The sequence below is a fragment of the Bacillus glycinifermentans genome (assembly GCF_001042475.2).
Taxonomy (GTDB): Bacteria; Bacillota; Bacilli; order Bacillales; family Bacillaceae; genus Bacillus; species Bacillus glycinifermentans.
The window spans coordinates 1-19,242 of sequence record NZ_LECW02000011.1 but is presented as its reverse complement, the minus strand read 5'-3'; the positions used below and the strand labels follow the sequence as shown (position 1 = coordinate 19,242).

The 19,242-nt window shown below is 44.5% G+C and carries 23 protein-coding genes; 1 reads left to right on the top strand and 22 read right to left on the bottom strand.

Annotated features, from left to right (window positions below; translation table 11 throughout):
- Positions 1-37: 37 nt before the first annotated feature.
- The 9 genes from ispE to metG form a co-directional block, all read right to left on the bottom strand.
- Positions 38-907 carry a 4-(cytidine 5'-diphospho)-2-C-methyl-D-erythritol kinase gene (gene ispE, locus AB447_RS07815; RefSeq protein WP_048355894.1) on the bottom strand — a complete coding sequence of 290 codons (870 nt, stop codon included), beginning with the start codon at positions 905-907 and terminating at the stop codon, positions 38-40.
- A gap of 151 nt (positions 908-1,058) precedes the next feature.
- On the bottom strand, positions 1,059-1,244 hold the full coding sequence (locus AB447_RS07810) for a small, acid-soluble spore protein, alpha/beta type (protein ID WP_046131786.1): 186 nt from the start codon (positions 1,242-1,244) through the stop codon (positions 1,059-1,061).
- Positions 1,245-1,398: 154 nt separating this feature from the next.
- A complete protein-coding gene (gene veg / locus AB447_RS07805; RefSeq protein WP_046131785.1) occupies positions 1,399-1,659 on the bottom strand; it encodes a biofilm formation stimulator Veg in 261 nt (86 codons plus the stop codon).
- A 212-nt stretch (positions 1,660-1,871) separates the two neighbouring features.
- Positions 1,872-2,753 carry a sporulation peptidase YabG gene (gene yabG / locus AB447_RS07800; RefSeq protein WP_048355895.1) on the bottom strand — a complete coding sequence of 294 codons (882 nt, stop codon included), beginning with the start codon at positions 2,751-2,753 and terminating at the stop codon, positions 1,872-1,874.
- Between the two features lie 141 nt (positions 2,754-2,894).
- The gene (gene rsmA, locus AB447_RS07795) at positions 2,895-3,773 is read right to left on the bottom strand and encodes a 16S rRNA (adenine(1518)-N(6)/adenine(1519)-N(6))-dimethyltransferase RsmA (RefSeq protein WP_057957503.1); all 879 of its coding nucleotides are present in this window, start codon (positions 3,771-3,773) and stop codon (positions 2,895-2,897) included.
- Complete coding sequence (gene rnmV, locus AB447_RS07790; RefSeq protein WP_048355896.1) at positions 3,766-4,326, bottom strand: ribonuclease M5; 561 nt, start codon at positions 4,324-4,326, stop codon at positions 3,766-3,768. The genes rsmA and rnmV overlap by 8 nt, the downstream gene beginning before the upstream one ends.
- 156 nt (positions 4,327-4,482) lie before the next feature.
- The gene (locus AB447_RS07785; RefSeq protein WP_048355897.1) at positions 4,483-5,682 is read right to left on the bottom strand and encodes a G5 and 3D domain-containing protein; all 1,200 of its coding nucleotides are present in this window, start codon (positions 5,680-5,682) and stop codon (positions 4,483-4,485) included.
- A gap of 244 nt (positions 5,683-5,926) precedes the next feature.
- Positions 5,927-6,694: a TatD family hydrolase gene (locus tag AB447_RS07780; RefSeq protein WP_048355898.1), complete on the bottom strand. Its 768-nt coding sequence runs from the start codon at positions 6,692-6,694 to the stop codon at positions 5,927-5,929.
- 89 nt (positions 6,695-6,783) lie between these two features.
- Positions 6,784-8,772, bottom strand: a complete 1,989-nt coding sequence (gene metG, locus AB447_RS07775; RefSeq protein WP_057957502.1) for a methionine--tRNA ligase — start codon at positions 8,770-8,772, stop codon at positions 6,784-6,786.
- A 505-nt stretch (positions 8,773-9,277) separates the two neighbouring features.
- On the opposite strand from metG, the gene abrB reads away from it, so the two are divergent.
- On the top strand, positions 9,278-9,571 hold the full coding sequence (gene abrB / locus AB447_RS07770; protein ID WP_087962552.1) for a transition state genes transcriptional regulator AbrB: 294 nt from the start codon (positions 9,278-9,280) through the stop codon (positions 9,569-9,571).
- A gap of 46 nt (positions 9,572-9,617) precedes the next feature.
- On the opposite strand, the gene rsmI is transcribed toward abrB, so the two are convergent.
- From rsmI to AB447_RS07705, 13 genes are all read right to left on the bottom strand, one after another.
- Positions 9,618-10,493 (bottom strand): 16S rRNA (cytidine(1402)-2'-O)-methyltransferase, encoded by an 876-nt coding sequence (rsmI, locus tag AB447_RS07765; protein ID WP_096892196.1) that lies wholly within the window; start codon positions 10,491-10,493, stop codon positions 9,618-9,620.
- On the bottom strand, positions 10,468-10,761 hold the full coding sequence (locus AB447_RS07760) for a GIY-YIG nuclease family protein (protein WP_048355900.1): 294 nt from the start codon (positions 10,759-10,761) through the stop codon (positions 10,468-10,470). Before AB447_RS07760 ends, rsmI begins: the two co-directional genes overlap by 26 nt.
- A complete protein-coding gene (locus tag AB447_RS07755; RefSeq protein WP_048355901.1) occupies positions 10,748-11,491 on the bottom strand; it encodes a tRNA1(Val) (adenine(37)-N6)-methyltransferase in 744 nt (247 codons plus the stop codon). Before AB447_RS07755 ends, AB447_RS07760 begins: the two co-directional genes overlap by 14 nt.
- 82 nt (positions 11,492-11,573) lie before the next feature.
- Positions 11,574-11,936, bottom strand: coding sequence for a DNA replication initiation control protein YabA (yabA, locus tag AB447_RS07750; RefSeq protein ID WP_046131739.1), 363 nt, complete (start codon positions 11,934-11,936; stop codon positions 11,574-11,576).
- 14 nt (positions 11,937-11,950) lie between these two features.
- On the bottom strand, positions 11,951-12,778 hold the full coding sequence (gene ricT, locus AB447_RS07745) for a competence/sporulation regulator complex protein RicT (protein WP_048355902.1): 828 nt from the start codon (positions 12,776-12,778) through the stop codon (positions 11,951-11,953).
- A 2-nt stretch (positions 12,779-12,780) separates the two neighbouring features.
- Positions 12,781-13,770, bottom strand: coding sequence for a DNA polymerase III subunit delta' (gene holB / locus AB447_RS07740; protein WP_048355903.1), 990 nt, complete (start codon positions 13,768-13,770; stop codon positions 12,781-12,783).
- An 11-nt stretch (positions 13,771-13,781) separates the two neighbouring features.
- Positions 13,782-14,222, bottom strand: a complete 441-nt coding sequence (locus tag AB447_RS07735) for a YaaR family protein (RefSeq protein ID WP_048355904.1) — start codon at positions 14,220-14,222, stop codon at positions 13,782-13,784.
- 11 nt (positions 14,223-14,233) lie between these two features.
- Positions 14,234-14,563 (bottom strand): cyclic-di-AMP receptor, encoded by a 330-nt coding sequence (locus AB447_RS07730; RefSeq protein WP_046131743.1) that lies wholly within the window; start codon positions 14,561-14,563, stop codon positions 14,234-14,236.
- A 58-nt stretch (positions 14,564-14,621) separates the two neighbouring features.
- Positions 14,622-15,260 carry a dTMP kinase gene (tmk, locus tag AB447_RS07725; RefSeq protein WP_048355905.1) on the bottom strand — a complete coding sequence of 213 codons (639 nt, stop codon included), beginning with the start codon at positions 15,258-15,260 and terminating at the stop codon, positions 14,622-14,624.
- Positions 15,257-16,699 carry an aminotransferase class I/II-fold pyridoxal phosphate-dependent enzyme gene (locus tag AB447_RS07720; RefSeq protein WP_048355906.1) on the bottom strand — a complete coding sequence of 481 codons (1,443 nt, stop codon included), beginning with the start codon at positions 16,697-16,699 and terminating at the stop codon, positions 15,257-15,259. The genes tmk and AB447_RS07720 overlap by 4 nt, the downstream gene beginning before the upstream one ends.
- 93 nt (positions 16,700-16,792) lie before the next feature.
- Positions 16,793-17,923, bottom strand: coding sequence for a toxic anion resistance protein (locus tag AB447_RS07715; protein ID WP_057957501.1), 1,131 nt, complete (start codon positions 17,921-17,923; stop codon positions 16,793-16,795).
- Positions 17,920-18,552, bottom strand: a complete 633-nt coding sequence (locus tag AB447_RS07710) for a 5-bromo-4-chloroindolyl phosphate hydrolysis family protein (RefSeq protein WP_048355907.1) — start codon at positions 18,550-18,552, stop codon at positions 17,920-17,922. Before AB447_RS07710 ends, AB447_RS07715 begins: the two co-directional genes overlap by 4 nt.
- A 189-nt stretch (positions 18,553-18,741) precedes the next feature.
- The gene (locus AB447_RS07705) at positions 18,742-18,933 is read right to left on the bottom strand and encodes a sigma factor G inhibitor Gin (protein ID WP_048355908.1); all 192 of its coding nucleotides are present in this window, start codon (positions 18,931-18,933) and stop codon (positions 18,742-18,744) included.
- Positions 18,934-19,242: the final 309 nt, after the last annotated feature.

Sequence of the window (19,242 nt, the reverse complement as noted above, 5' to 3'; positions counted from 1 at the left end):
GAATATTTCTAAAAATAATATAACTTAACATACGGATTTAATCAAGGTCATTTTGTTCCCCGATCATTCGCACAGCATATACCTGATCGCAAAACCCTCTTAACCCGTTATATATACGTTGCACTTTTGATTCATACTGAACAAGCCCAAACACCGTCGGACCGCTTCCGCTCATCAATACCGCATCCGCTCCAAAGCGCTTCATCTGGTTTTTAATCATTGCGACTTCAGGGTGCATATTTAATGTAACCGATTCAAGCACATTCCCGAGTTTTTCACACATCTTATGAAAATTTTTCTCCTCAATGGCCGAAATCATACCTTGCACGTCCGGATGTTCGATATTGTCGGTCTTGAGCTGTCTGTACACTTCTGCGGTCGATACGCCGATCGTCGGTTTTGCAAGCAAGACCCAGCAATGCGGCGGCGTTTCAATGTGGCGGATCTTCTCTCCCCTTCCAGTTGCAAGAGCTGTCCCCCCATGAACGCAAAACGATACATCAGATCCGATCTCTGCGCCTAGATCGGCGAGCTCATTTACGGAAAGCTTCATATTCCACAGGCGGTTTAAGCCTCTCAGTACGGCAGCGGCGTCACTGCTTCCGCCCGCAAGCCCCGCAGCTACCGGAATGACCTTCGTGATCAAAATCGAAACGCCTTTTTTAATGCCGTATCGTTTTTTCATCAGCATGGCCGCTTGATAAGCAAGATTCCTCTGGTCATCCGGAACAAACCGGTTGTGGGAGGCAACCGTAATCTTATCTTCCGATAGCTCCGATAACTCGACCCGATCTGCGAGATCAATCGTCGTCATGACCATTTTCACTTCATGGTACCCGTCAGGACGTTTGCCGAGGACGTCGAGCGACAAATTGATTTTTGCCGGCGCCTTTTCTAAAATACGCAATCCAAATTCACCTACTTCTCCATCTAAACATAAGTATCCACATTGTAACATATTTTATAGTACAGGACGTACAAATGCACGTAGAGCGGCAAGGTTCGGACGTTTATAACGAAAAAACGGAGGACTGCAGCGCCCTCCGTTGTCACCCGTTTTATCGATTCTGTTGATTTTGAGCCATATGCTGTTCGGCTAATTCAATGGCCCGCTTCACCATGTTTCCGGCGTCTCTGGCCCGAATCGCTCCCCAGCCTTCGTTTTTTACAGTATCGTAAAACCCAAGATCTTTTGCCAATTCATATTTGAATTCCTCTGACATGATGCTTCGACGTCTGCCCATGCGAAACAGCCCCTTTCAAGTATCATACCATTAGCAGAACCCTCATAAACGAGTGACATTTATAGCTTTGCTTCTTCCCCGTCAGATCTTTCCCGAAAAATATTGGATAAAAAAAGGCAAAACAAAAAGCAGTAAACATAATGTATACTGCTTATTAAAGGGCTACTGAGCCCGTTTTGTCGTCGGAAAACCTTAATTCGACGGTCTCAGTAAGAATATCCGCATAACTGTATGAAACTCTCTCGAACGAATTCTCGTCCTGATCCAGTTGTATCACAAAAACAGAAGGGTACGTCTCAGCTAAAATGCCCGAACGCTCAATCGTTTTTCGGCGGCCTCCGTTTGCTTTTAACGTAAGCCTTTTTCCTAAATGTCCATCAAGCGATCTTTTAATATCGGACAACGTTTTCGCCATTGCATCCACCTCACTACATTCAGTATACTACAATAGCCCATTTTTGTCAAATAAAATTTAAATTATATCAACGTTTATGAGCTATTGTCAACAAAATAATTGTGAAAATTGTACGCCAACTTTCCCCTATTTTTCTCATTTTTCGTTTATTTATGTATGTTTTTAAAAAATAAGGCGATGATTTGACAAAAACCCGCCAAAATCGGGCGGGTTTAATCGTTTGCTTTCGTTTTATACGGCATTCCAATTCGCAAAACGCCCCGGGTTTCAATGCCTCCGAGCCCTTTCTCCCTCGTCAGCGTATTTCTGAGCACTTCCCAGACGTTAATTCGGTCCATAAAAGGAGTGAAGCTGATTTTTGCGACAATATAGACCGGGTCAAGCGCGTGAATGTTGACCCTTGACGGTGAGCTCGCAAAATTGGCCCCCGCCTTGATCAATGATTCAAAATGGGACTGGCACGCCCCGGCAAAAATCACGAGCTGATCGAGATGGGGAATTTTTTTTCTTGCTTTTTGAACGGTTTCGATAAAATCCTTTGAATGCCTGTAGGCATCCAAATTGTTGATGTCCCCTTTTTGCTTCGAATACGCGTCATGCCCTGTGATAACCAATAAATCCGGCCGGTACTCGTCAATAAGCTCCTCAATGACGGCTGACATTTTCTTTTCATAACAATGGATGCCGTATACCGGAACCCCGATTTTTTCATACAATGCGAGGCACTTCTTTAAATAAGCCGAATCCCCGTCTAAATGAAGGACTCTTCCCGGCATATGAAAATACTGCTGTTGGTGACTGTATTGATTTGTTGCACGGTATTCGTGTTTTTCGCGCAGCAGCTTATAATCCTGACGGAGCAAATCGAGGGATTCCTTCATTTTTGTTTCTTCTTCCTGTTTTCTCATCAGGCGCTCAGCCTCGCGGACAATCTCCAGATCCGTTAAATGCGCGTCAGCGATTAACCTCACTTCATCCCCGTGCAAAACGGCTATCGGTTCTCCCTTTGCCGATTGATCGATTCGTATGATTCGAAATAAAATATCTCTTCGATAAGATTTTCTCACTACCATATCGCCTATTTTAAACTGCATGCTTTTCACTCCACACATAGACTAAGCCCTACTCAAACAATTGACAGACATTATAAAGGTGCTTCTTTAGCCTATGTACCTCGAGGTCAAGTGGTGAACAGGTGGCAAGCCGTCACATGCCCATGAAAAAAAGCCTTTCTTTTACAGAAAGGCTTTAGACAAGCGGTCGGAAAGCACAGCAAATTCCTCAATGCTAAGCGATTCTCCGCGCCTCTTCCCGTCAATATGCGAATCCTGCAGCGCTTTTTCAATGTCCGCTTTCTTTTCCTTGCCGTTCGGCAAATTATTGACGAGATTGTTTAAAAGCGTTTTGCGGCGCTGGGCAAAGCTCGCCCTGACGACCTGAAAGAAAAACGCCTCATCCTTGACCGCTACAGCCGGAGCTCCTCTCAGCGTCAGCTTGATGACGGCGGAATCGACATTCGGCTGGGGAACGAAAACCGTCTTCGGTACTCCCATAACCGTTTTCGGCTCAGTATAAAATTGAACCGCGATGGAAAGCGAGCCGTATTCTTTTGATGAAGGCTTTGCAGCCATCCGGTCTGCCACCTCTTTTTGAAGCATGACAACGATGCCTTTAAGCGGCAGATTTTCTTCCAAAAGCTTCATAATAATAGGGGTCGTCACATAATACGGCAAATTGGCGACAACCATCACTTCATCACAGTCCTGAAACTGCTCGTCCATCACGGCTTTAACATCAGCTTTAAGGACGTCCTGATGGATTACAGTCACATTGTCATAAGGCGCCAACGTATCCTTTAAAATAGGCAGAAGCCTTTGGTCAATTTCAAAAGCCGCCACTTTCTTCGCGCGCTTTGCCAATTGCTCGGTCAAAGCTCCGATTCCCGGACCGATTTCAATCACGCCCGTACGCTCCGTAACCCCGGCATGGTCGACGATTCTGTCCAGGATATTCGTATCAATTAAAAAGTTCTGTCCCAAGCTTTTTTTAAAAGAAAACCCGTATTTATCGAGGATTTCTTTTGTCCTTTTGGGGGTGGCGATGTCTTTATTCATTCTTTTCCTCCCGCAGCACAGCATCCAGAGCGCTTAAATAATCGCTTTTTTTAATTTGAAACATCTGCAGACGCTTTTGAAGCTGCTTTCCGTTTGTATATCCAATATTTAAAATCTCACCGAGCCGCTCCCGTCTTTGTTTGGCAAGAGGGCCGCCGATCAAACCGGCTTCGATTAAATCGCGGGCTTCGATTTCCGGCTCAGTCGGTTCCATTTCCTCCTGAACGGTCTTCAGGCAGGCTCTGATGCTTTCAATCGATGCATGCTCAACGCCGATTCCCCGCTTGTTTTTAGGCTTTGCCAAATCTTTCGGCAAAAATGCATGCTTACAGCCGGGCACCTTTTCGGCGATCGTTTTTCTAATTTTTTCACCCGGAAAATCGGGATCCGTTAAAATAATAACGCCCCGCGTTTTTTGAGCGAGCTGAATTCGTTTAATCACATCTTCCCCGATGGCGGAACCGTTCGTTTCAATTGTGTCCGCATCAACAGCGGACTTGACCTTTGCTGTATCGTCACGTCCTTCGACAACGATGATTTCCTTAATCTTCATTTCTTCCTCCGCATGTTGAAAAACATTTTTAAAAAAACTGAAACCTTTTTGTAATAAAACCGTCTAATTGATTAGAAAACAAGATGGATCTATTATAACCAAAAAAACAGAGGGCGCAAAATCCCTCTGCTTACAATCAGAATAATAAATATATATTTAGTTCAGAACCTTAATTTTAACTTTTTTGCTTCCCCACCGGTAAGCCGCAGACTTGCTCGGAAAGAACACATCGATTTTGCGGCCTTTGATTGCCGAACCTGTATCGGCTGCAATCGCATAGCCGTATCCTTCCACATGGACTTTAGTGCCCAATGGAATAAAGCGCGGATCTACCGCAATGACCTTGGAGCCCGGATTGTTCTTTAAATTGACACCTGTTGCCGTGTGTCCCGAGCAGCCGCTGCAGCTCGCCGTATACGCTGTTGAAGACACGTAGAACTCTTTTCCAGAGGATTCATTGCCGCGCGATACATTTGCGCTTACTTGCGCTACGGTTTTTTTCTTCGTGCCGACGGCGATGATTTTGGCTTTGCTTTCTTTCGCTGTTTCCTCTTTAATCAATTCCCTGGAAACTTCTTTGCCGTTTTTCTTCACAACGGCATAGTGCTTTTTAAGCTTGCCGTGTTTGCCTTGCTGAACCACCTTTTCCGTGCCTTTTTCCAAAGATGCATCTTCTTTCTTCCGCACGTCAAAAGGAATGTCCTCTTCCACTACATCGGTGACCTTTTTGATACGAGTAATGTGAATATCCGCCTGATCCTTCGTCAGCTTTTCATCCAGCGCAGGCTTGACTTCATCCTCGCCTTTTATGCTGATCTTGTGATGTCTTAAAAAGTCAGCGACAGTAGTCGAAGTTGTCCATATGTCTTTATTTTTGCCGGCATCCTTTACAGTCACTTTAAAAGCTCTTTGCAAAGTCAGCTTCATGTCTTTTTTTATCTCTTTATCAACTGAGGGATCAATTTGATCATGTTCCGCCAACTCTAGATTTAACTCTTTAAGAAGTTTGCCGACCGTTCCCGCTGTCGTCCACACCTGCTTTTCCTCACCGTCCATCGTCAAACGGACCGGTTTGGCAGCAACGTATTCAACACTCATGCTGCTCGTGATTTTTGTATCTTCAGCGGGAGAGATGTGATCTTCTTTCCTCGTTTCGATGTTTAAGCTTTTCATCAGCTCACCTACCGTTTTCGCATGCGTCCGTACGCTCTGCTTTTTCCCGTTAATTGAAATCGAGACCGGTTGTTTCGTGAGCTCATTTGCTCCGTAAGCGGTTCCTGTGCCTGCTACCAGCAGTCCGGCAGCAATCAGAACCCCCCTGCTTCTGCTAAGCTTTACGGAAAACAGCTTTTTCATTTTTTGTATGATGAAAAACGCCTCCTTCTCCTCGGGGAGATTATATAGAGTATCTACAAGCCTGTCAACCCTCCTCCCTTTTTAATCCGCAAGCCGCCATTACTTTTATTATGGGAAAACAACCTCATAAAAGAAAGGAAGACTTGTCGACAAAGATATCCTATGAGTGTAAACAGACATGTAGAACTTCTAAGAATCAACTCCCGAAAAGACAGGCTTGCGTAAAAATTGACATCAAATGCTGTCAGCAGATGCCGAAAAGTTTTTTTGCATTTTCGGTGGTAATGGCAGCCACTTCTTCATACGTCATTCCTTTTAATTCTGCGATCTGTTCCGCGACCAGTTTTACATAGCTCGGTTCATTCCGCTTTCCTCTGAAAGGGTGCGGCGTTAGATACGGGCAATCCGTCTCGATCAGAAGACGGTCATTTGGTACTTGTTTGACGACTTCTTTCGGTTTTTTTGCATTTTTAAATGTGACCGGACCGCCGAAAGATAGGTAGAAATTCATATTGATGCATTCTTTCGCCACCTCGGCGCTGCCTGTAAAGCAATGCATGATTCCGCCGACTTCCTCGGCCCCTTCTTCCCGCAAAATCGTGACGACATCCTCAGTTGCATCCCGGTTGTGGATCACAATCGGAAGGCCAACTTCCTTTGCCAGAGCAATTTGCTTGCGGAACACTTCTTTTTGAACGTCTTTCGGCGACTTATCCCAGTGGTAATCGAGGCCCATTTCGCCAATTGCCACGACTTTCTCATGGGAAGAAAGCTCTTTAATCCATGCAAGGTCCTCATCTGTCATGTCGATTGCATCAACCGGATGCCATCCGATTGCCGCGTATATAAAGTCATATGTCTCAATCAATTCCATGGCCCGCTTGATCGTTGGACGGTCAAAGCCTACAACGACGATATTCTCGACCTTTTCTTCCTTTGCCCGGGCAATGACATCTTCCAAATCCTCGTTAAACTGCTCTGCGTTTAAATGTGCGTGTGTATCAAATAACATAAAACATTGCCACCCTTTTCGTATGTATTGTCGATAAAAACAAAAGGTGTTCGACGAAATGTTACACGTGAAACACCTTTTGTCAGATTTTATTTGATTCGCGTTCCGTTTGCTAAAGAGCTGTCTACAGTTGCAAGGGACAGAACCCCGTTGTCCTCACCGGCTAAAATCATCCCCTGAGACAATTCTCCTCTCAGTTTTACCGGTTTTAAGTTTGTTACACAAATGACTTTTCGTCCGACTAATTCTTCAGGCTTGTAGTGCTTGGCAATTCCAGATACGACCTGGCGTTTTTCAAAGCCCAGATCGAGCTGCAGTTTTAACAGACGATCGGCTTTTTTAACAGGTTCCGCCTGAAGGACTTCAGCTACCCTGAGCTCTGTGCTCATAAAATCGTCAAATGTGATTTCCGGAAGCCTTTCCGGTGCTGCTTCTTCTTTTTTCGGTTCTTCTTTCGGAGCCGTTCCCTGCATTTTTGATTTGATATATGCAACCTCTTCTTCGGCTTCTAGCCGCGGGAACAATGGTTCTCCTTTTTGAACCTTCACCGATTTCAACTGTCCGAAGCTTGCGATGCTCTCCCACGTTTTTAATGACGGATCTGCCACGCCGAGCTGTGCAAAGATTTTTTCAGGCGTTTGCGTTAAGAACGGCTGCAGCATGACCGCTGTGATTCGCAGAGATTCAGCCAGATGATACATCACGGATCGGAGTTCGCCTTCTTTTTCTTTATCTTTGGCAAGAATCCAAGGTGCGGTTTCATCAATGTATTTATTCGTTCTGCTGACAAGCTGCCACAAGGAAGAAAGCGCCACAGAGAATTCCATGTTTTCTATCGCCTGTTCATAAGCTTTGATCGTTTCTCCTGCAAACGATGACAGAGATTCGTCATACTCCGTTACAGCCCCTTGATAAGATGCAATCTCGCCGTCAAAGTATTTGTTGATCATAGCGACCGTTCTATTCAAAAGGTTTCCTAAATCATTCGCCAAATCATAATTAATCCGCTCAACGAACCCTTCAGGAGTGAAAACGCCGTCAGAGCCGAACGGCACTTCGCGAAGCAGGTAGTAGCGCAGCGCGTCAAGTCCGTATCTGTCGATTAATGTAACCGGATCTACCACATTCCCTTTTGATTTGGACATTTTTCCGTCTTTCATCAATAGCCATCCGTGGGCAAAAACCTTTTTAGGTAAAGGAAGGTCCAATGCCATCAGCATGATCGGCCAGTAGATCGTATGAAAGCGGACGATTTCCTTCCCGACAAGGTGGACATCGGCAGGCCAGTACTTTTTGTAAAGTTCATCATTCTCTGTGCCAAAGCCGAGAGCCGTTATATAGTTAAAGAGGGCGTCTATCCATACATAAACGACGTGTTTTGGATTGCCCGGCACCTTGATGCCCCAGTCAAACGTCGTCCGGGATACGGCCAAATCTTCGAGGCCCGGCTTGATGAAGTTGTTGATCATCTCGTTTTTGCGGGATTCAGGCTGAATAAATTCAGGATTTTCTTCATAAAAAGCGAGCAGGCGGTCAGCATATTTTCCCATGCGGAAGAAATAGGATTCCTCTTTAATCAGCTCAACAGGATGCCCGCTGTCAGGACTTTTTCCTCCGATGATTTCCCCTTTTTCATTTCGTTCAACGTCGACGAGCTGAGTCTCCGTATAGAACGTTTCATCAGGGATGCTGTACCAGCCCTCATATTCATCAAGATAAATATCCCCGTTGTCAAGCAGCTTTTGAAAAACCTTTTCGATGATGACCTTATGGCGTTCTTGTGTCGTCCGAATGAAATCGTCGTTGGAAATATCGAGCTTTTTCCAAAGCTTCTGAATATCTTCTGCCGCACGATCCACCAATTCCTGCGGTGCAATGTTTGCCTCTTCAGCCTTTTGCTGGATTTTTTGGCCGTGCTCATCCGTTCCGGTTAGGTATCTGACATCGTAGCCTCTCAGCCTTTTATACCGGGCCATTGCATCCCCGGCAACTGTGGTGTAGGCGTGTCCAATATGTAATTTTCCACTTGGGTAGTAGATCGGTGTTGTAATGTAAAACGTATTTTTTTCTTGCAGCATGATGGAACCTCCCAATTAAAATGTCAAAAAACTCCCGCCCAAAGGACGAGAGCGGCAAGTGTCTTCATTCAATATATCGTTGATTACATATTCCCTCTTTATATGATACCATCTTAGCCTTTAAGTTCAAGAAAATATACATATCGAAAAACAAGCAATATAGACGTTTACATATTATTTTTTGAGTATCCGATTCAACTTCGACAAAAAAATGCTTTCATTGTCGAATAATGTCGTATATAATCGATATGAAGAAAAACCTTAGTTCGAAAGTCTTGATTTAAGGACATATTTTAGGATTATCGATAGGTTATATCATCTTCTAATCCCTTGTTTCATCAGTTCTCTCAAGGTCTTTTGACTATAAGATCTAATTTTTACAAACTATAGAAAAGAAAATGATTGACGTTTATTGGAAACCTTGTTATGCTAGGACTGTAAGGATTTTGTCGAATAATGACGAAGATTATAACACTTATTAAAATAAGAATCTTTCGGGAGGAGAATGAATATGAAATCTACAGGTATTGTACGTAAAGTTGACGAACTAGGACGCGTGGTGATTCCGATTGAACTTCGCCGTACTCTTGGAATCGCGGAAAAAGACGCTCTTGAAATCTATGTTGATGACGAAAAAATCATCTTGAAAAAATATAAACCAAACATGACTTGCCAAGTAACTGGCGAAGTTTCTGATGACAACCTTAAACTTGCCGGCGGTAAACTGGTTCTTAGCCCAGAAGGCGCTGAGCAAATCATCAACGAAATTCAAGCACAGCTTCAATCTCTAAAAAATTAATTTGATTATACAAAAACCGTTCTTGCCGAAGCAAGAGCGGTTTTTTTCAATTTTGGATATGATATGCGTCATAGATTTTTCGTTTTGGAACGTTTCGGTCAACGGCAGCTTTTTTGATGGCTTCCTTGGAATGAAACCCTTCGCTGATATAATGTTCGACATGTTCTTTTTCCGAGAGATTTTCCCACCAGGCCGCTTCTTCGGCAACAGTTTCACCGCAACCTTCAACGACTAGGCAAAACTCTCCGCGCACTTGTTCTTCCCCGGCCCATGTCAGCACTTCTTCTACCGTCCCTCTTATAAATTCTTCAAATTTTTTGGTCAGCTCTCTCGTCACCGCGATCCGGCGGTTTCCGAATACCTCGTAAATCGCCGACAGCGTCTCCTTCAACCGATGGGGCGATTCATAGAAAATCACGGTTTCCTGTCTGTTTTTTAAACCGTCAAGCTGTTTTTTTCTCTCCCGCTTGTTCCGGTCCAAAAAACCGAAGAAGAAAAAGGGCTGAGGGGGAAGGCCGGAAGCGATCAGAGCGGTTAACGCTGCATTCGCACCGGGCAAAGGCACGACATATCCGCCGATATCGATAAAGTCGCGGACGATTTCAGCACCGGGATCAGATATGGTCGGCATTCCGGCGTCACTGACAAGCGCGACGTCTTTCCCTTCCTTCAGCCATTCCAAGATTTTATGTCCGCTGCTCTCTTTATTATGTTCATGATAACTGACAAGCTGTGTTTCGATTTGATACACATGGCACAATTTCTTCGTCTGCCGGGTATCCTCCGCAGCGATGATATCAGCCGTTTTCAATGTTTCAACGGCCCGAAACGTCATATCCTCTAAATTGCCGATCGGTGTGGGAACGAGGTATAACGTTCCCATGTGTGATCGTTGGTCAAAGCTCTGTTGACGATTGATGATGAACACCCGCCTTTCGCTTCTCTTCTATATAGATTTCTTTGTTTTTCCTTGATAATTTTTTGAAATAATATTCCGCCTGCATGGCTTCTCTTTTTGTCGAAAAGCGTTCCGCATAGTGAAGCTTTACAGGGAGCCTTGCTCTTGTATATTTCGCGCCTTTTCCGTCATTATGGGTTTTCAGCCGCTTTTCAATATCGTTCGTATATCCCGCATACAAGCTGCCGTCCCGGCAGGACAGCACATAAAAATAGTGGTTATTTGTCTCCATATAAAATCTTCCTTATCTCACTTGTATATTGATCGTGTTCGTCATATACAAAAAGAGGCGGCAGAATCTTCAGGTCGGGGCGGCCGTCTTTCATACCCTCTACTAAAATCGTATTGGCTTCTTTTCCCTGCTTCGGATACACGAACTGCACACGCTTCGGCTCTATTTGATACGCCTTCATGAGTTCAAAAATCTCGAGCAGCCTTCCCGGTCTATGGACAAGAGCAAGCTTTCCGCCCTGCTTTAAAAGCTTGCTGCTGACACGGACAACATCTTCAAGCGTGCAATAAATTTCGTGCCTGGCAATCGCCAGGTGTTCATTAAGATTTTGTTCCGTTTTTTGCGGTGTCTTAAAGTAAGGGGGATTGCATGTGACAACATCGGCTCTATTGTGTCCGAGCACCTGCGGCATATTCTTCAAGTCGTCTCTGATGAGATGGATCTGTTTTTGCAGATTATTGTATTCCACGCTTCTTACAGCCATGTCGTACAATCTGTCCTGAATTTCAACCCCGGTGATTTCCGCTTTTGAGCGGGTGCTGAGAAGCAGCGGAACAACTCCGTTTCCCGTGCAAAGGTCGATGATCTTTCCTTTTTGAATCGGAACATATGCAAACTTCGACAGGAGGACTGCATCTAAGGAAAACGCAAACACCGTCGGGCTTTGTACGATTTTCATATCCTCTGCCAGCAAATAATCGAGTCGCTCATCATCTTTTAATTCAATCATGTTTTTTCCCTTTCCGAAAAAAATCTAGTCTTGGCACTTATTCCGTTAAAAGGGCTTCCGTTTTGATCCGGAAGCCCTTCCTTTATTTTTTATTTAAAAACGAGAGGCAGAAAAGGCAGTCTCCTTCTTTGCGGACGCTTCCGTAATGAATGTTGCAAATGTGGAAGCCTTCCTGATACAAGCGCGCCAAATTGTCATGGCCTTCACCAATATCAGCATGCCCCGTCTTCTCCGCTTTTAACTCTTTCCCGCCTGCCTTTGCCGTCTTCAGCCTTTGGTCGGTTTCTTCCAGCCGCTTGCGCAAATGTTCGTTTTCAAGCTGCAAATGGTTGTTTTCTTCGATCATTTCTCCGATATGCTGCTTGAGGTCTCCCAGCTGGCGGTACAGAGATCCTATTTGTTCTTCTAAACTTATGACTGTATCAAACAATTCTTTTTTATCCAAGGTTTCACACCTCGTTAATCTGTGGTTTGTGCAGATACGACACCTTCTTGCAGCAGTTCATCCCACGTATATTCCACAACTTTTTCGCAGTTTGTCAGTTCAACCTGAAGAATGCGTTCGAGTATATTCAGCCCGACGACTTTCGCCGGTCCGTTGGACGTGGCGATCACTTCCCCGATATCCGGAAGCTGCTCTTTCGCCGTTTCATATTCATCGTTTTCGTATTTCAGACAGCACATGAGCCGTCCGCATAGTCCGGAAATCTTCGTCGGATTAAGGGACAGGTTTTGATCTTTCGCCATTTTGATGGAAACCGGCTCAAAATCACCGAGAAATGTCGAACAGCACAGCATTCTTCCGCACGGTCCGATGCCTCCAAGCATCTTTGCTTCATCCCTTACTCCGATTTGTCTGAGCTCGATCCTCGTTTTGAAAATAGAAGCCAGGTCTTTTACAAGCTCCCGGAAATCGACCCTTCCGTCAGCCGTAAAGTAAAAAATGACTTTATTCCGGTCAAATGTGAATTCGACATCGACCAGTTTCATCTCAAGACCGTGCTCATTCACTTTTTTCTGGCAAACATCAAAGGCGGAAAGAGCGGCTTCCTGATTTTCCTCGACAATCAGGCGGTCGCGCTCATCGGCCACCCTGATGACCTTACGCAAAGGCAGCACCACGTCATGCTCGTCTACCTTCTTATTCGCGATGACGACCTGCCCGTATTCAACACCGCGAACCGTTTCAACGATCACACAGTTGTCTTTATCTATCGTAAATCCATTCGGATCAAAATAATAAATTTTGCCCGCTTTTTTAAAGCGAACACCAATGACATTATACAAGCTTATCCCTCCTGCAGCATTAAAACCAAGTGCTCCATTAAACCTTGAGCATTAACATTGGAATAAAGCCGTTTTTTTGCTTCTAAAACAGCAAGAATCTGGTTTGTCACTCTTTGTTGCGTTGATTGCAGCGCGTGCTGTTTTAATGTTTGGAATAAGTCCTGAAATAGTATTTTATCTTCATGTCCTATCTGAATGGACAATATATCACGGTATATAAATAAAAGCATATCAAGACCCATTTCTTGGTGGTCTTTCTCCTTGAAAAAGGGCATCCACTGATCTTGAATATAGAAAAAAGCATGTCCTTTTCGCTGGTGTAAGACTTCATACAATTTTATCACTTTCGCTCTGGACTCTGCAAACTGATCATTTCGACTCAATTCGAGCGCTTCCGATAAATTGTTTGTCATATTCGACAAAAGCGCTGCAAGATGCGGGGAGACCTCTTGTTTGATCAGTTCCTTTTCAATCGATTCAGGCAGCAGCGATTGAAACACCAGAGCCTGACATCTCGATATAATCGTATCAAGCAATTTCTGCGGCTGTTCCGTTAAGAGCACCGCTATCGTATCATTGTTCGGCTCTTCCAAAAACTTCAGCAGGCTGTTTGCGGCGTTTGCCGTCATTTGATCAGCGTGCGAAATAATGTAGAGCTTTTTATGCGATTCCAGGCCGGTTTTTGAGAACTCTTCCTGAAGAGCCTGGATTTGTCCCTTTTTGATGGACAGGCCGTCCGGGTGAACGACGTGCACATCAGGATGGTTGCCGGAGGCGATCCGCTGACAATTTCGGCACGATTCGCAAGGCTCCACGCCTTTTTCAAGGCAAAAAAAACTTTTCGCCAGCAGCATGGCCGCGTCTAATTTTCCCGTCCCTTTTCGCCCTTCAAACAAATAGGCGTGGGCAAGCCGGTTTCTTTCTATACTATTTTGCAAAAGCTTCATAACACGCGGCTGAAGCTTTTGCATTTCTGTCCATGTTGTAGCCATACGATCACTCTCTATGTGTAAAGGTTTATCAACAAACCCTTTATTTCCCCAATTCGTTCCAGCAGTTCAATGGAGGGCTTTTCTTGATCAAGCAGTTCCTCCGTCAGTTGAACGAGCTTTTCATCAAGCTCTTTGACAATGGTCAATGTCCTGCTGTTTCCATACAAGTCAAAACTCCTTGAATTCTCAACCGTCAGACCGTTTTCGACGGCTTCTTTTACAAAGCGCTTGATTAAGCCTTTAAATCTCGCCAAATCTTTAAAATTTCTCGACTTTGCAAGCCGTTTCCCAAACGCCTCAATATCCGACAAAAGCACTGTCAGCTGTTCGAATCTGAGCTTGCCGGTTTGGATGTTCATCTTTTCCTTAAATGAAGCAGAAATGTTCTCTCCTCTGGCGGGAGGAATCTGCTGTTTTTCTATCATCGTTCGCAGTTCTTGACTTATTTTCATATCCTCAGCCCTTAAAATTGATGGAATTGTTCAATCGGCAGCACAAACACGGTCGCTCCGCCCACTTCTACTTCAACGGGATAAGGGACATATGAATCTGCGTTTCCGCCCATTGGTGATACAGGAGCGATCAGCTGATCCCGTTTACTTCCGTTTTCTTTAATCAGACTCAATGCTTTATCAACCCGAATATCTTCAACGCCCAACATAAAGGTTGTGTTTCCCGACTTCAGAAAGCCGCCGGTAGACGCAAGTTTTGTCACGCGAAAATTATGATCAGTCAAAGCCTTTAAAAGCCGATTGCTGTCTTGATCCTGAACAACCGCTATGATTAATTTCATTTTAAAAGCCTCCTAAGGATATTCTTGTTACCATTATAACAATAGAATGGGAAGCAGGTCACAGTCGAATCGTTTTTAATGCTTCTTCAATGATTTCGTTTACGCTTTTTTGCACATGCTCAATAGACCGGCTCGCATCGACCGTTCTGAAGCGGCCGGGAAAACGGTTTATAACCTCCTGATAGCCTTTTTGAACGAGCGTATGAAAATGGAGTTGTTCAAGATCAAGGCGGTTTTTCTCACGCGAATCATTTGCATTGATCCGTTTGATGCCTTCTTCCGGATCAATGGCAAAGTAGACGGTGATATGCGGCATCATGTTTCCGATTGCAAATTGATTAATGGATAAGACTTCGTCAATTCCAAGCCCTCTAGCATAGCCCTGATAAGCGAGGGAGCTGTCGATAAAGCGGTCGCATAAAACGATTTTCCCTTCTTCAAGAGCCGGCTTTACCTTTTCAACCAGGTGCTGCCTTCTCGCCGCTGCATATAAAAGCGCTTCTGTTTTTGGATCCATGGCCGTGTTTTCCGGATGTAAAATGACCTCGCGGATTTGTTCTGCTATTTCAATGCCGCCCGGTTCCCTTGTTGCGAGAACGAAATGGCCGTTTTTCCTTAATTCTTCTGCTGCCGCTTGAAGTATGGTTGTTTTCCCCGCACCTTCAGGGCCTTCAAAGGTAATAAATAAACCGTTCATGATTTCTCCTCTTCGATATATACAGTTAGTTGTTTTTGTTTTAAGTGGCTGCTTCCTTGAATGTGTACGTGCAGATCGATAAGCCGGGACAACCGGCTGATACTCTCCTGCTTCACCCTTTCCCCTTCCATGATGAGAGGAATGCCCGGCGGATACGGAATCACCTGTTCAGCGCTTACCCGTCCTGCGGCCTCGCAGAAAGGCACTGACTCCGTTTTAAAAGAGGACAGGGTGCTTTTTTCGTAAGGCAGGGTCGTGATTTTTTCTACGGGCTCTCCGATCGGAGCCTGGCTGTGAATCCCTGGTGATCCGCTTTCTATTTCCTTTCCAATCCTCCTGATCGTCTCAGGATCCAAGCTTCTTTTTCCTTCCAGCGGCAGGATGAACAGTACCTGCCTTTCATCCGCCAGTTCAGGATGCACGCCATTTTGCTCAAATATATTCTTTAATTCGTAGCCTGAGTGGCCTTGCTTCGATCTGACGCACACTTTCAGCGGATCTTGCCAAATGAGGGGATCGGCCGGTTCTGCGATCTCTACACCTGCTATATTCAAAAACTGTTCTTTCATAGCGGTGATCTCTTTCTCTGCACGTTCCATCTTGTTTGTTTTTAGCAGATGTTCCGCGTAAGCCCTCGCCAAATCCAACGACGCCATAATCGGATAAGACGGGCTGCTGCTTTGCAGCACGGTTAAATAGTGCACAAGCCGATCCCTGTCGATTCTCCGGCTGTTGAGATGCAAAAAAGACCCCATTGTCATGGCCGGTAGCGTTTTATGTGCAGACTGAACGACGGCATCGGCTCCTGCCTCCAGAGCTGACTTCGGAAAAGGACGCCCCAACACAAAATGAGCGCCGTGTGCTTCATCGACCAAAACAGGCATGTGATGTTTATGGGCTTCTGCGACGATCGGCTTCAAATCGGCGGCATGACCGTAGTAATTAGGATATGTCAGCATGATACCCTTTGCCGTCGGATATTTTGAAACAGCCTCTTTCACTGTTTGCTGCAAAATGCGTGTCGGAACAGCCATCTCATCATCAATTTCAGGCGTTAAGAATACCGGACGGGCTCCGGCGAGTTCGATCGCATGAAAAACCGATTTGTGGCAGTTGCGCTGAACGAGCAAAAGATCGCCCGGCTGGCAAACCGAAAGAATCATCGCCAGGTTCCCAACGGTCGATCCGTTCACGAGAAAAAAGCTTTCTTTTGAACCGTAGAACTCGGCTGTTAAATCTTGCGCCTCCTTAATGACGCCCGAAGGTTCATGCAAATCGTCAAGCCCCGTCAATTCGGTCAAATCTATTTGAAGTATGGAATTAAACAGTGACTTTCCTTCATCAAAAAAGACATCTCCATTGTGATGTCCCGGAACGTGAAAAGAATAAGGGTTTTCTTTGGCATGGTTTACCAATGCTGTAAATAGAGGTGTCTTCATGTCATCCGATCCTTTAATATGACAACTGATTTCTGCCCTTATTATACCCTTCCGGATGAATAACTTAAAGAAGGACCTTATGGTAAATCTTTATCATCTTTCATGAAGGGAGGGTTGATTTTTTTGTTTACCAGCTTGTCCTCTAAGATCATCTTCCATCATCCTGATTTCTTCTTCTGCATGAAGGCGTTTCGTGCGGCCTTCTTCTTGGATTTTAATGGTCTCTTCAAGCGTGGCGATTAAATTTTCCTGGACTTTTTTCAACGTGGTGATATCGACGAAGCCGCGCTCGTTCTCTTTGGCGGTTTCAATCGTGTTGGTTTTCAGCATCTCCGCATTTTTTAACAGCAGCTCGTTTGTCGTTCTGGAAACCTGCTTTTGAGCCTCTAGGACGCGGCGCTGACGCAGCAATGTCAAAGCGATGGCCACTTGATTTTTCCAAAGCGGTATCACCGTCATAATCGAAGATTGGATCTTTTCAACGAGCACCTGGTTTGTATGTTGAATCAGCCTGATCTGAGGTGCGCTCTGCATTGTGATTTGTCTGCTTAACGTTAAATCATAGATCCGCTTTTCCAGCCGGTCTGCAAATTGAATCATGTCGTTCACTTCTTGAACAGCCATTTGATTTTGGTCTGTTTCGTTTTTTTCTTTTAGCGCCGGAATGGTTTTTGTATGTAACTCTTTCAATTTCAGCTGTCCAGCTGCAATATAAACATGCAGCGCTTCATAATATTCATTATTTTTTTCATACAGCTGTTCAAGCATCTGATTGTCCTTGATCAGCGCGTTTTTGGCATGCTCAAGCTTGACGCTGATTCTGTCAATTTGGGCTCCCGTTTTCTGATATCTTGATAATGCTTCTTGAACCAGTCTGGGCATCCTTCCAAAGATACGCGAAAACAGATTTTTTTTTGCAGGCTTCAGCTCATCGGGACTGACCTGTTCAAGCTTTTTCATAAGGTCGTTCAAAATATTCCCGATTTCGCCGACATCGTTTTTTTGAACGCGCTCAAGCATGGCATGCGAAAAATTCAAAAGTCTGGATTGGGCCTCGTTTCCAAACCATTCAATGCTTTGGTAATTCTTCGGATCAATCTGCTCTGACAGCTGCAACGCTAGGCGGCGTTTTTCCTCAGCCAACGAATCAACCTCTTTTTCTGCCTGTCCAAAGGATACGGACAAATCGCCTTTCTTCTGCCATGGCGATTGATACTGGCTCATTCAGCTTTTCCCCTCCCGCTTTCCAATGAATGCCTGGCGACATCCAGCTCAAATTCCAAATCGTCGATATCCGGTTTAAGCAAGTCGTAAAGGTCCTCTTCCAATTGTTTGGACAGTTTGTCAATTGTCATGCGGGTTTCGCTTAGGGACACTTCAAGCTTTGCGCTTCGTTTTGGCTGCGAGGCTAAAAAAGCATATTTTTCGGTCAGTTCAACAATCGAATCAAGGCTTTGATAAAAAAAACGTTCTACTTGATAAAAACGCTTCGGTTCTTGTTTTGTCAGCATATAAATTTTCCGGACAATCCGCAGTATTTCCAGGTTTTCCTTGATCGTTTGAATGTTTTTAACTGCAAACAGGGATTTTCTCAATCTGGCGATTTTTAATTTCGCTTCCTGTAAATTTTGCTTGATGTATGCGTATTCCCGTCTTGTCAGCTGATGTTGTTTTAAAAATACATGCGTTTCATACCATTTGCCCCCAAGGTAAATCACGGCCCAACCGGCACAAGCGTAAAGAGAAGACAGCAGAAACGTCTGGTTAAAAGCAAAGAAGCTGGTCAGCCAAAGAAGCACTGACATCGTGCTTGCGGTTAATACACGAAGCAAAAATTGAAGGATCTGTTTCATCACCATCTACTCCTCATGCATTTCTCGATTCCCGATAACACAAAGTTCCCGCAATTATAGAAAAAAAGACATCTTCGTCCAGATGCCTAAAAAGTCAATGTGTCAAGTTTCGATAATACCATTATACATGGCCTTCATATGAACTTAAAGTTTTCCGTTCCGCGGCAAAAAAAAAGACCTGGAAACGGTCTAAGAATACAATGGCGGCGTACGGAGACTTTTTAATTTTTTGACGTAATCAGAGTACTGGGGATCTGACGTTGATGTAGAAATAATTTTTTTTTCGCAATCCGCACATAGAAATTTTGTATAAAGGTGAATCCCTTCGGTTTTTTTTTCCTCACAAATGATGCACGTTTCCCCATGATCAGACTTACTCATTCATTCCACCTCCATGGGCTTCAGTATTCCCGAAAAACAACATTTGTATACAAAATTAAGAAAGTTTTTGAAGGTTAGATTAGTATATGTAAGCGGCAGACTTTAGGTGTCTGTATCACAATATCGACTTCTGTGCCGCCTTGGGCGGATAACCCGTGATGTGGTTGCCGGTTATCATAAGAACTCCCAATCTATGAAATCAATTTGATTGGTGTAACAGGAGTATACAAAAAAGGCCAGCTTTACTAAGCTGGCCTTTCGGGTTGCTTGGCGGCGTCCTACTCTCACAGGGGAAACCCCCAACTACCA

What these genes read in the sequence shown, in the direction of transcription:
- AB447_RS07810 (WP_046131786.1), bottom strand. Translation starts at nt 1,244, where the DNA reads ATGGGCAGACGTCGAAGCATCATGTCAGAGGAATTCAAATATGAATTG.
- veg (WP_046131785.1), bottom strand. Translation starts at nt 1,659, where the DNA reads ATGGCGAAAACGTTGTCCGATATTAAAAGATCGCTTGATGGACATTTA.
- yabG (WP_048355895.1), bottom strand. Translation starts at nt 2,753, where the DNA reads ATGCAGTTTAAAATAGGCGATATGGTAGTGAGAAAATCTTATCGAAGA.
- rsmA (WP_057957503.1), bottom strand. Translation starts at nt 3,773, where the DNA reads ATGAATAAAGACATCGCCACCCCCAAAAGGACAAAAGAAATCCTCGAT.
- rnmV (WP_048355896.1), bottom strand. Translation starts at nt 4,326, where the DNA reads ATGAAGATTAAGGAAATCATCGTTGTCGAAGGACGTGACGATACAGCA.
- AB447_RS07785 (WP_048355897.1), bottom strand. Translation starts at nt 5,682, where the DNA reads ATGAAAAAGCTGTTTTCCGTAAAGCTTAGCAGAAGCAGGGGGGTTCTG.
- AB447_RS07780 (WP_048355898.1), bottom strand. Translation starts at nt 6,694, where the DNA reads ATGTTATTTGATACACACGCACATTTAAACGCAGAGCAGTTTAACGAG.
- metG (WP_057957502.1), bottom strand. Translation starts at nt 8,772, where the DNA reads ATGCTGCAAGAAAAAAATACGTTTTACATTACAACACCGATCTACTAC.
- abrB (WP_087962552.1), top strand. Translation starts at nt 9,278, where the DNA reads ATGAATATGAAATCTACAGGTATTGTACGTAAAGTTGACGAACTAGGA.
- AB447_RS07760 (WP_048355900.1), bottom strand. Translation starts at nt 10,761, where the DNA reads ATGGAGACAAATAACCACTATTTTTATGTGCTGTCCTGCCGGGACGGC.
- AB447_RS07755 (WP_048355901.1), bottom strand. Translation starts at nt 11,491, where the DNA reads ATGATTGAATTAAAAGATGATGAGCGACTCGATTATTTGCTGGCAGAG.
- holB (WP_048355903.1), bottom strand. Translation starts at nt 13,770, where the DNA reads ATGGCTACAACATGGACAGAAATGCAAAAGCTTCAGCCGCGTGTTATG.
- AB447_RS07735 (WP_048355904.1), bottom strand. Translation starts at nt 14,222, where the DNA reads ATGAAAATAAGTCAAGAACTGCGAACGATGATAGAAAAACAGCAGATT.
- AB447_RS07730 (WP_046131743.1), bottom strand. Translation starts at nt 14,563, where the DNA reads ATGAAATTAATCATAGCGGTTGTTCAGGATCAAGACAGCAATCGGCTT.
- tmk (WP_048355905.1), bottom strand. Translation starts at nt 15,260, where the DNA reads ATGAACGGTTTATTTATTACCTTTGAAGGCCCTGAAGGTGCGGGGAAA.
- AB447_RS07720 (WP_048355906.1), bottom strand. Translation starts at nt 16,699, where the DNA reads ATGAAGACACCTCTATTTACAGCATTGGTAAACCATGCCAAAGAAAAC.
- AB447_RS07715 (WP_057957501.1), bottom strand. Translation starts at nt 17,923, where the DNA reads ATGAGCCAGTATCAATCGCCATGGCAGAAGAAAGGCGATTTGTCCGTA.
- AB447_RS07710 (WP_048355907.1), bottom strand. Translation starts at nt 18,552, where the DNA reads ATGAAACAGATCCTTCAATTTTTGCTTCGTGTATTAACCGCAAGCACG.
- AB447_RS07705 (WP_048355908.1), bottom strand. Translation starts at nt 18,933, where the DNA reads ATGAGTAAGTCTGATCATGGGGAAACGTGCATCATTTGTGAGGAAAAA.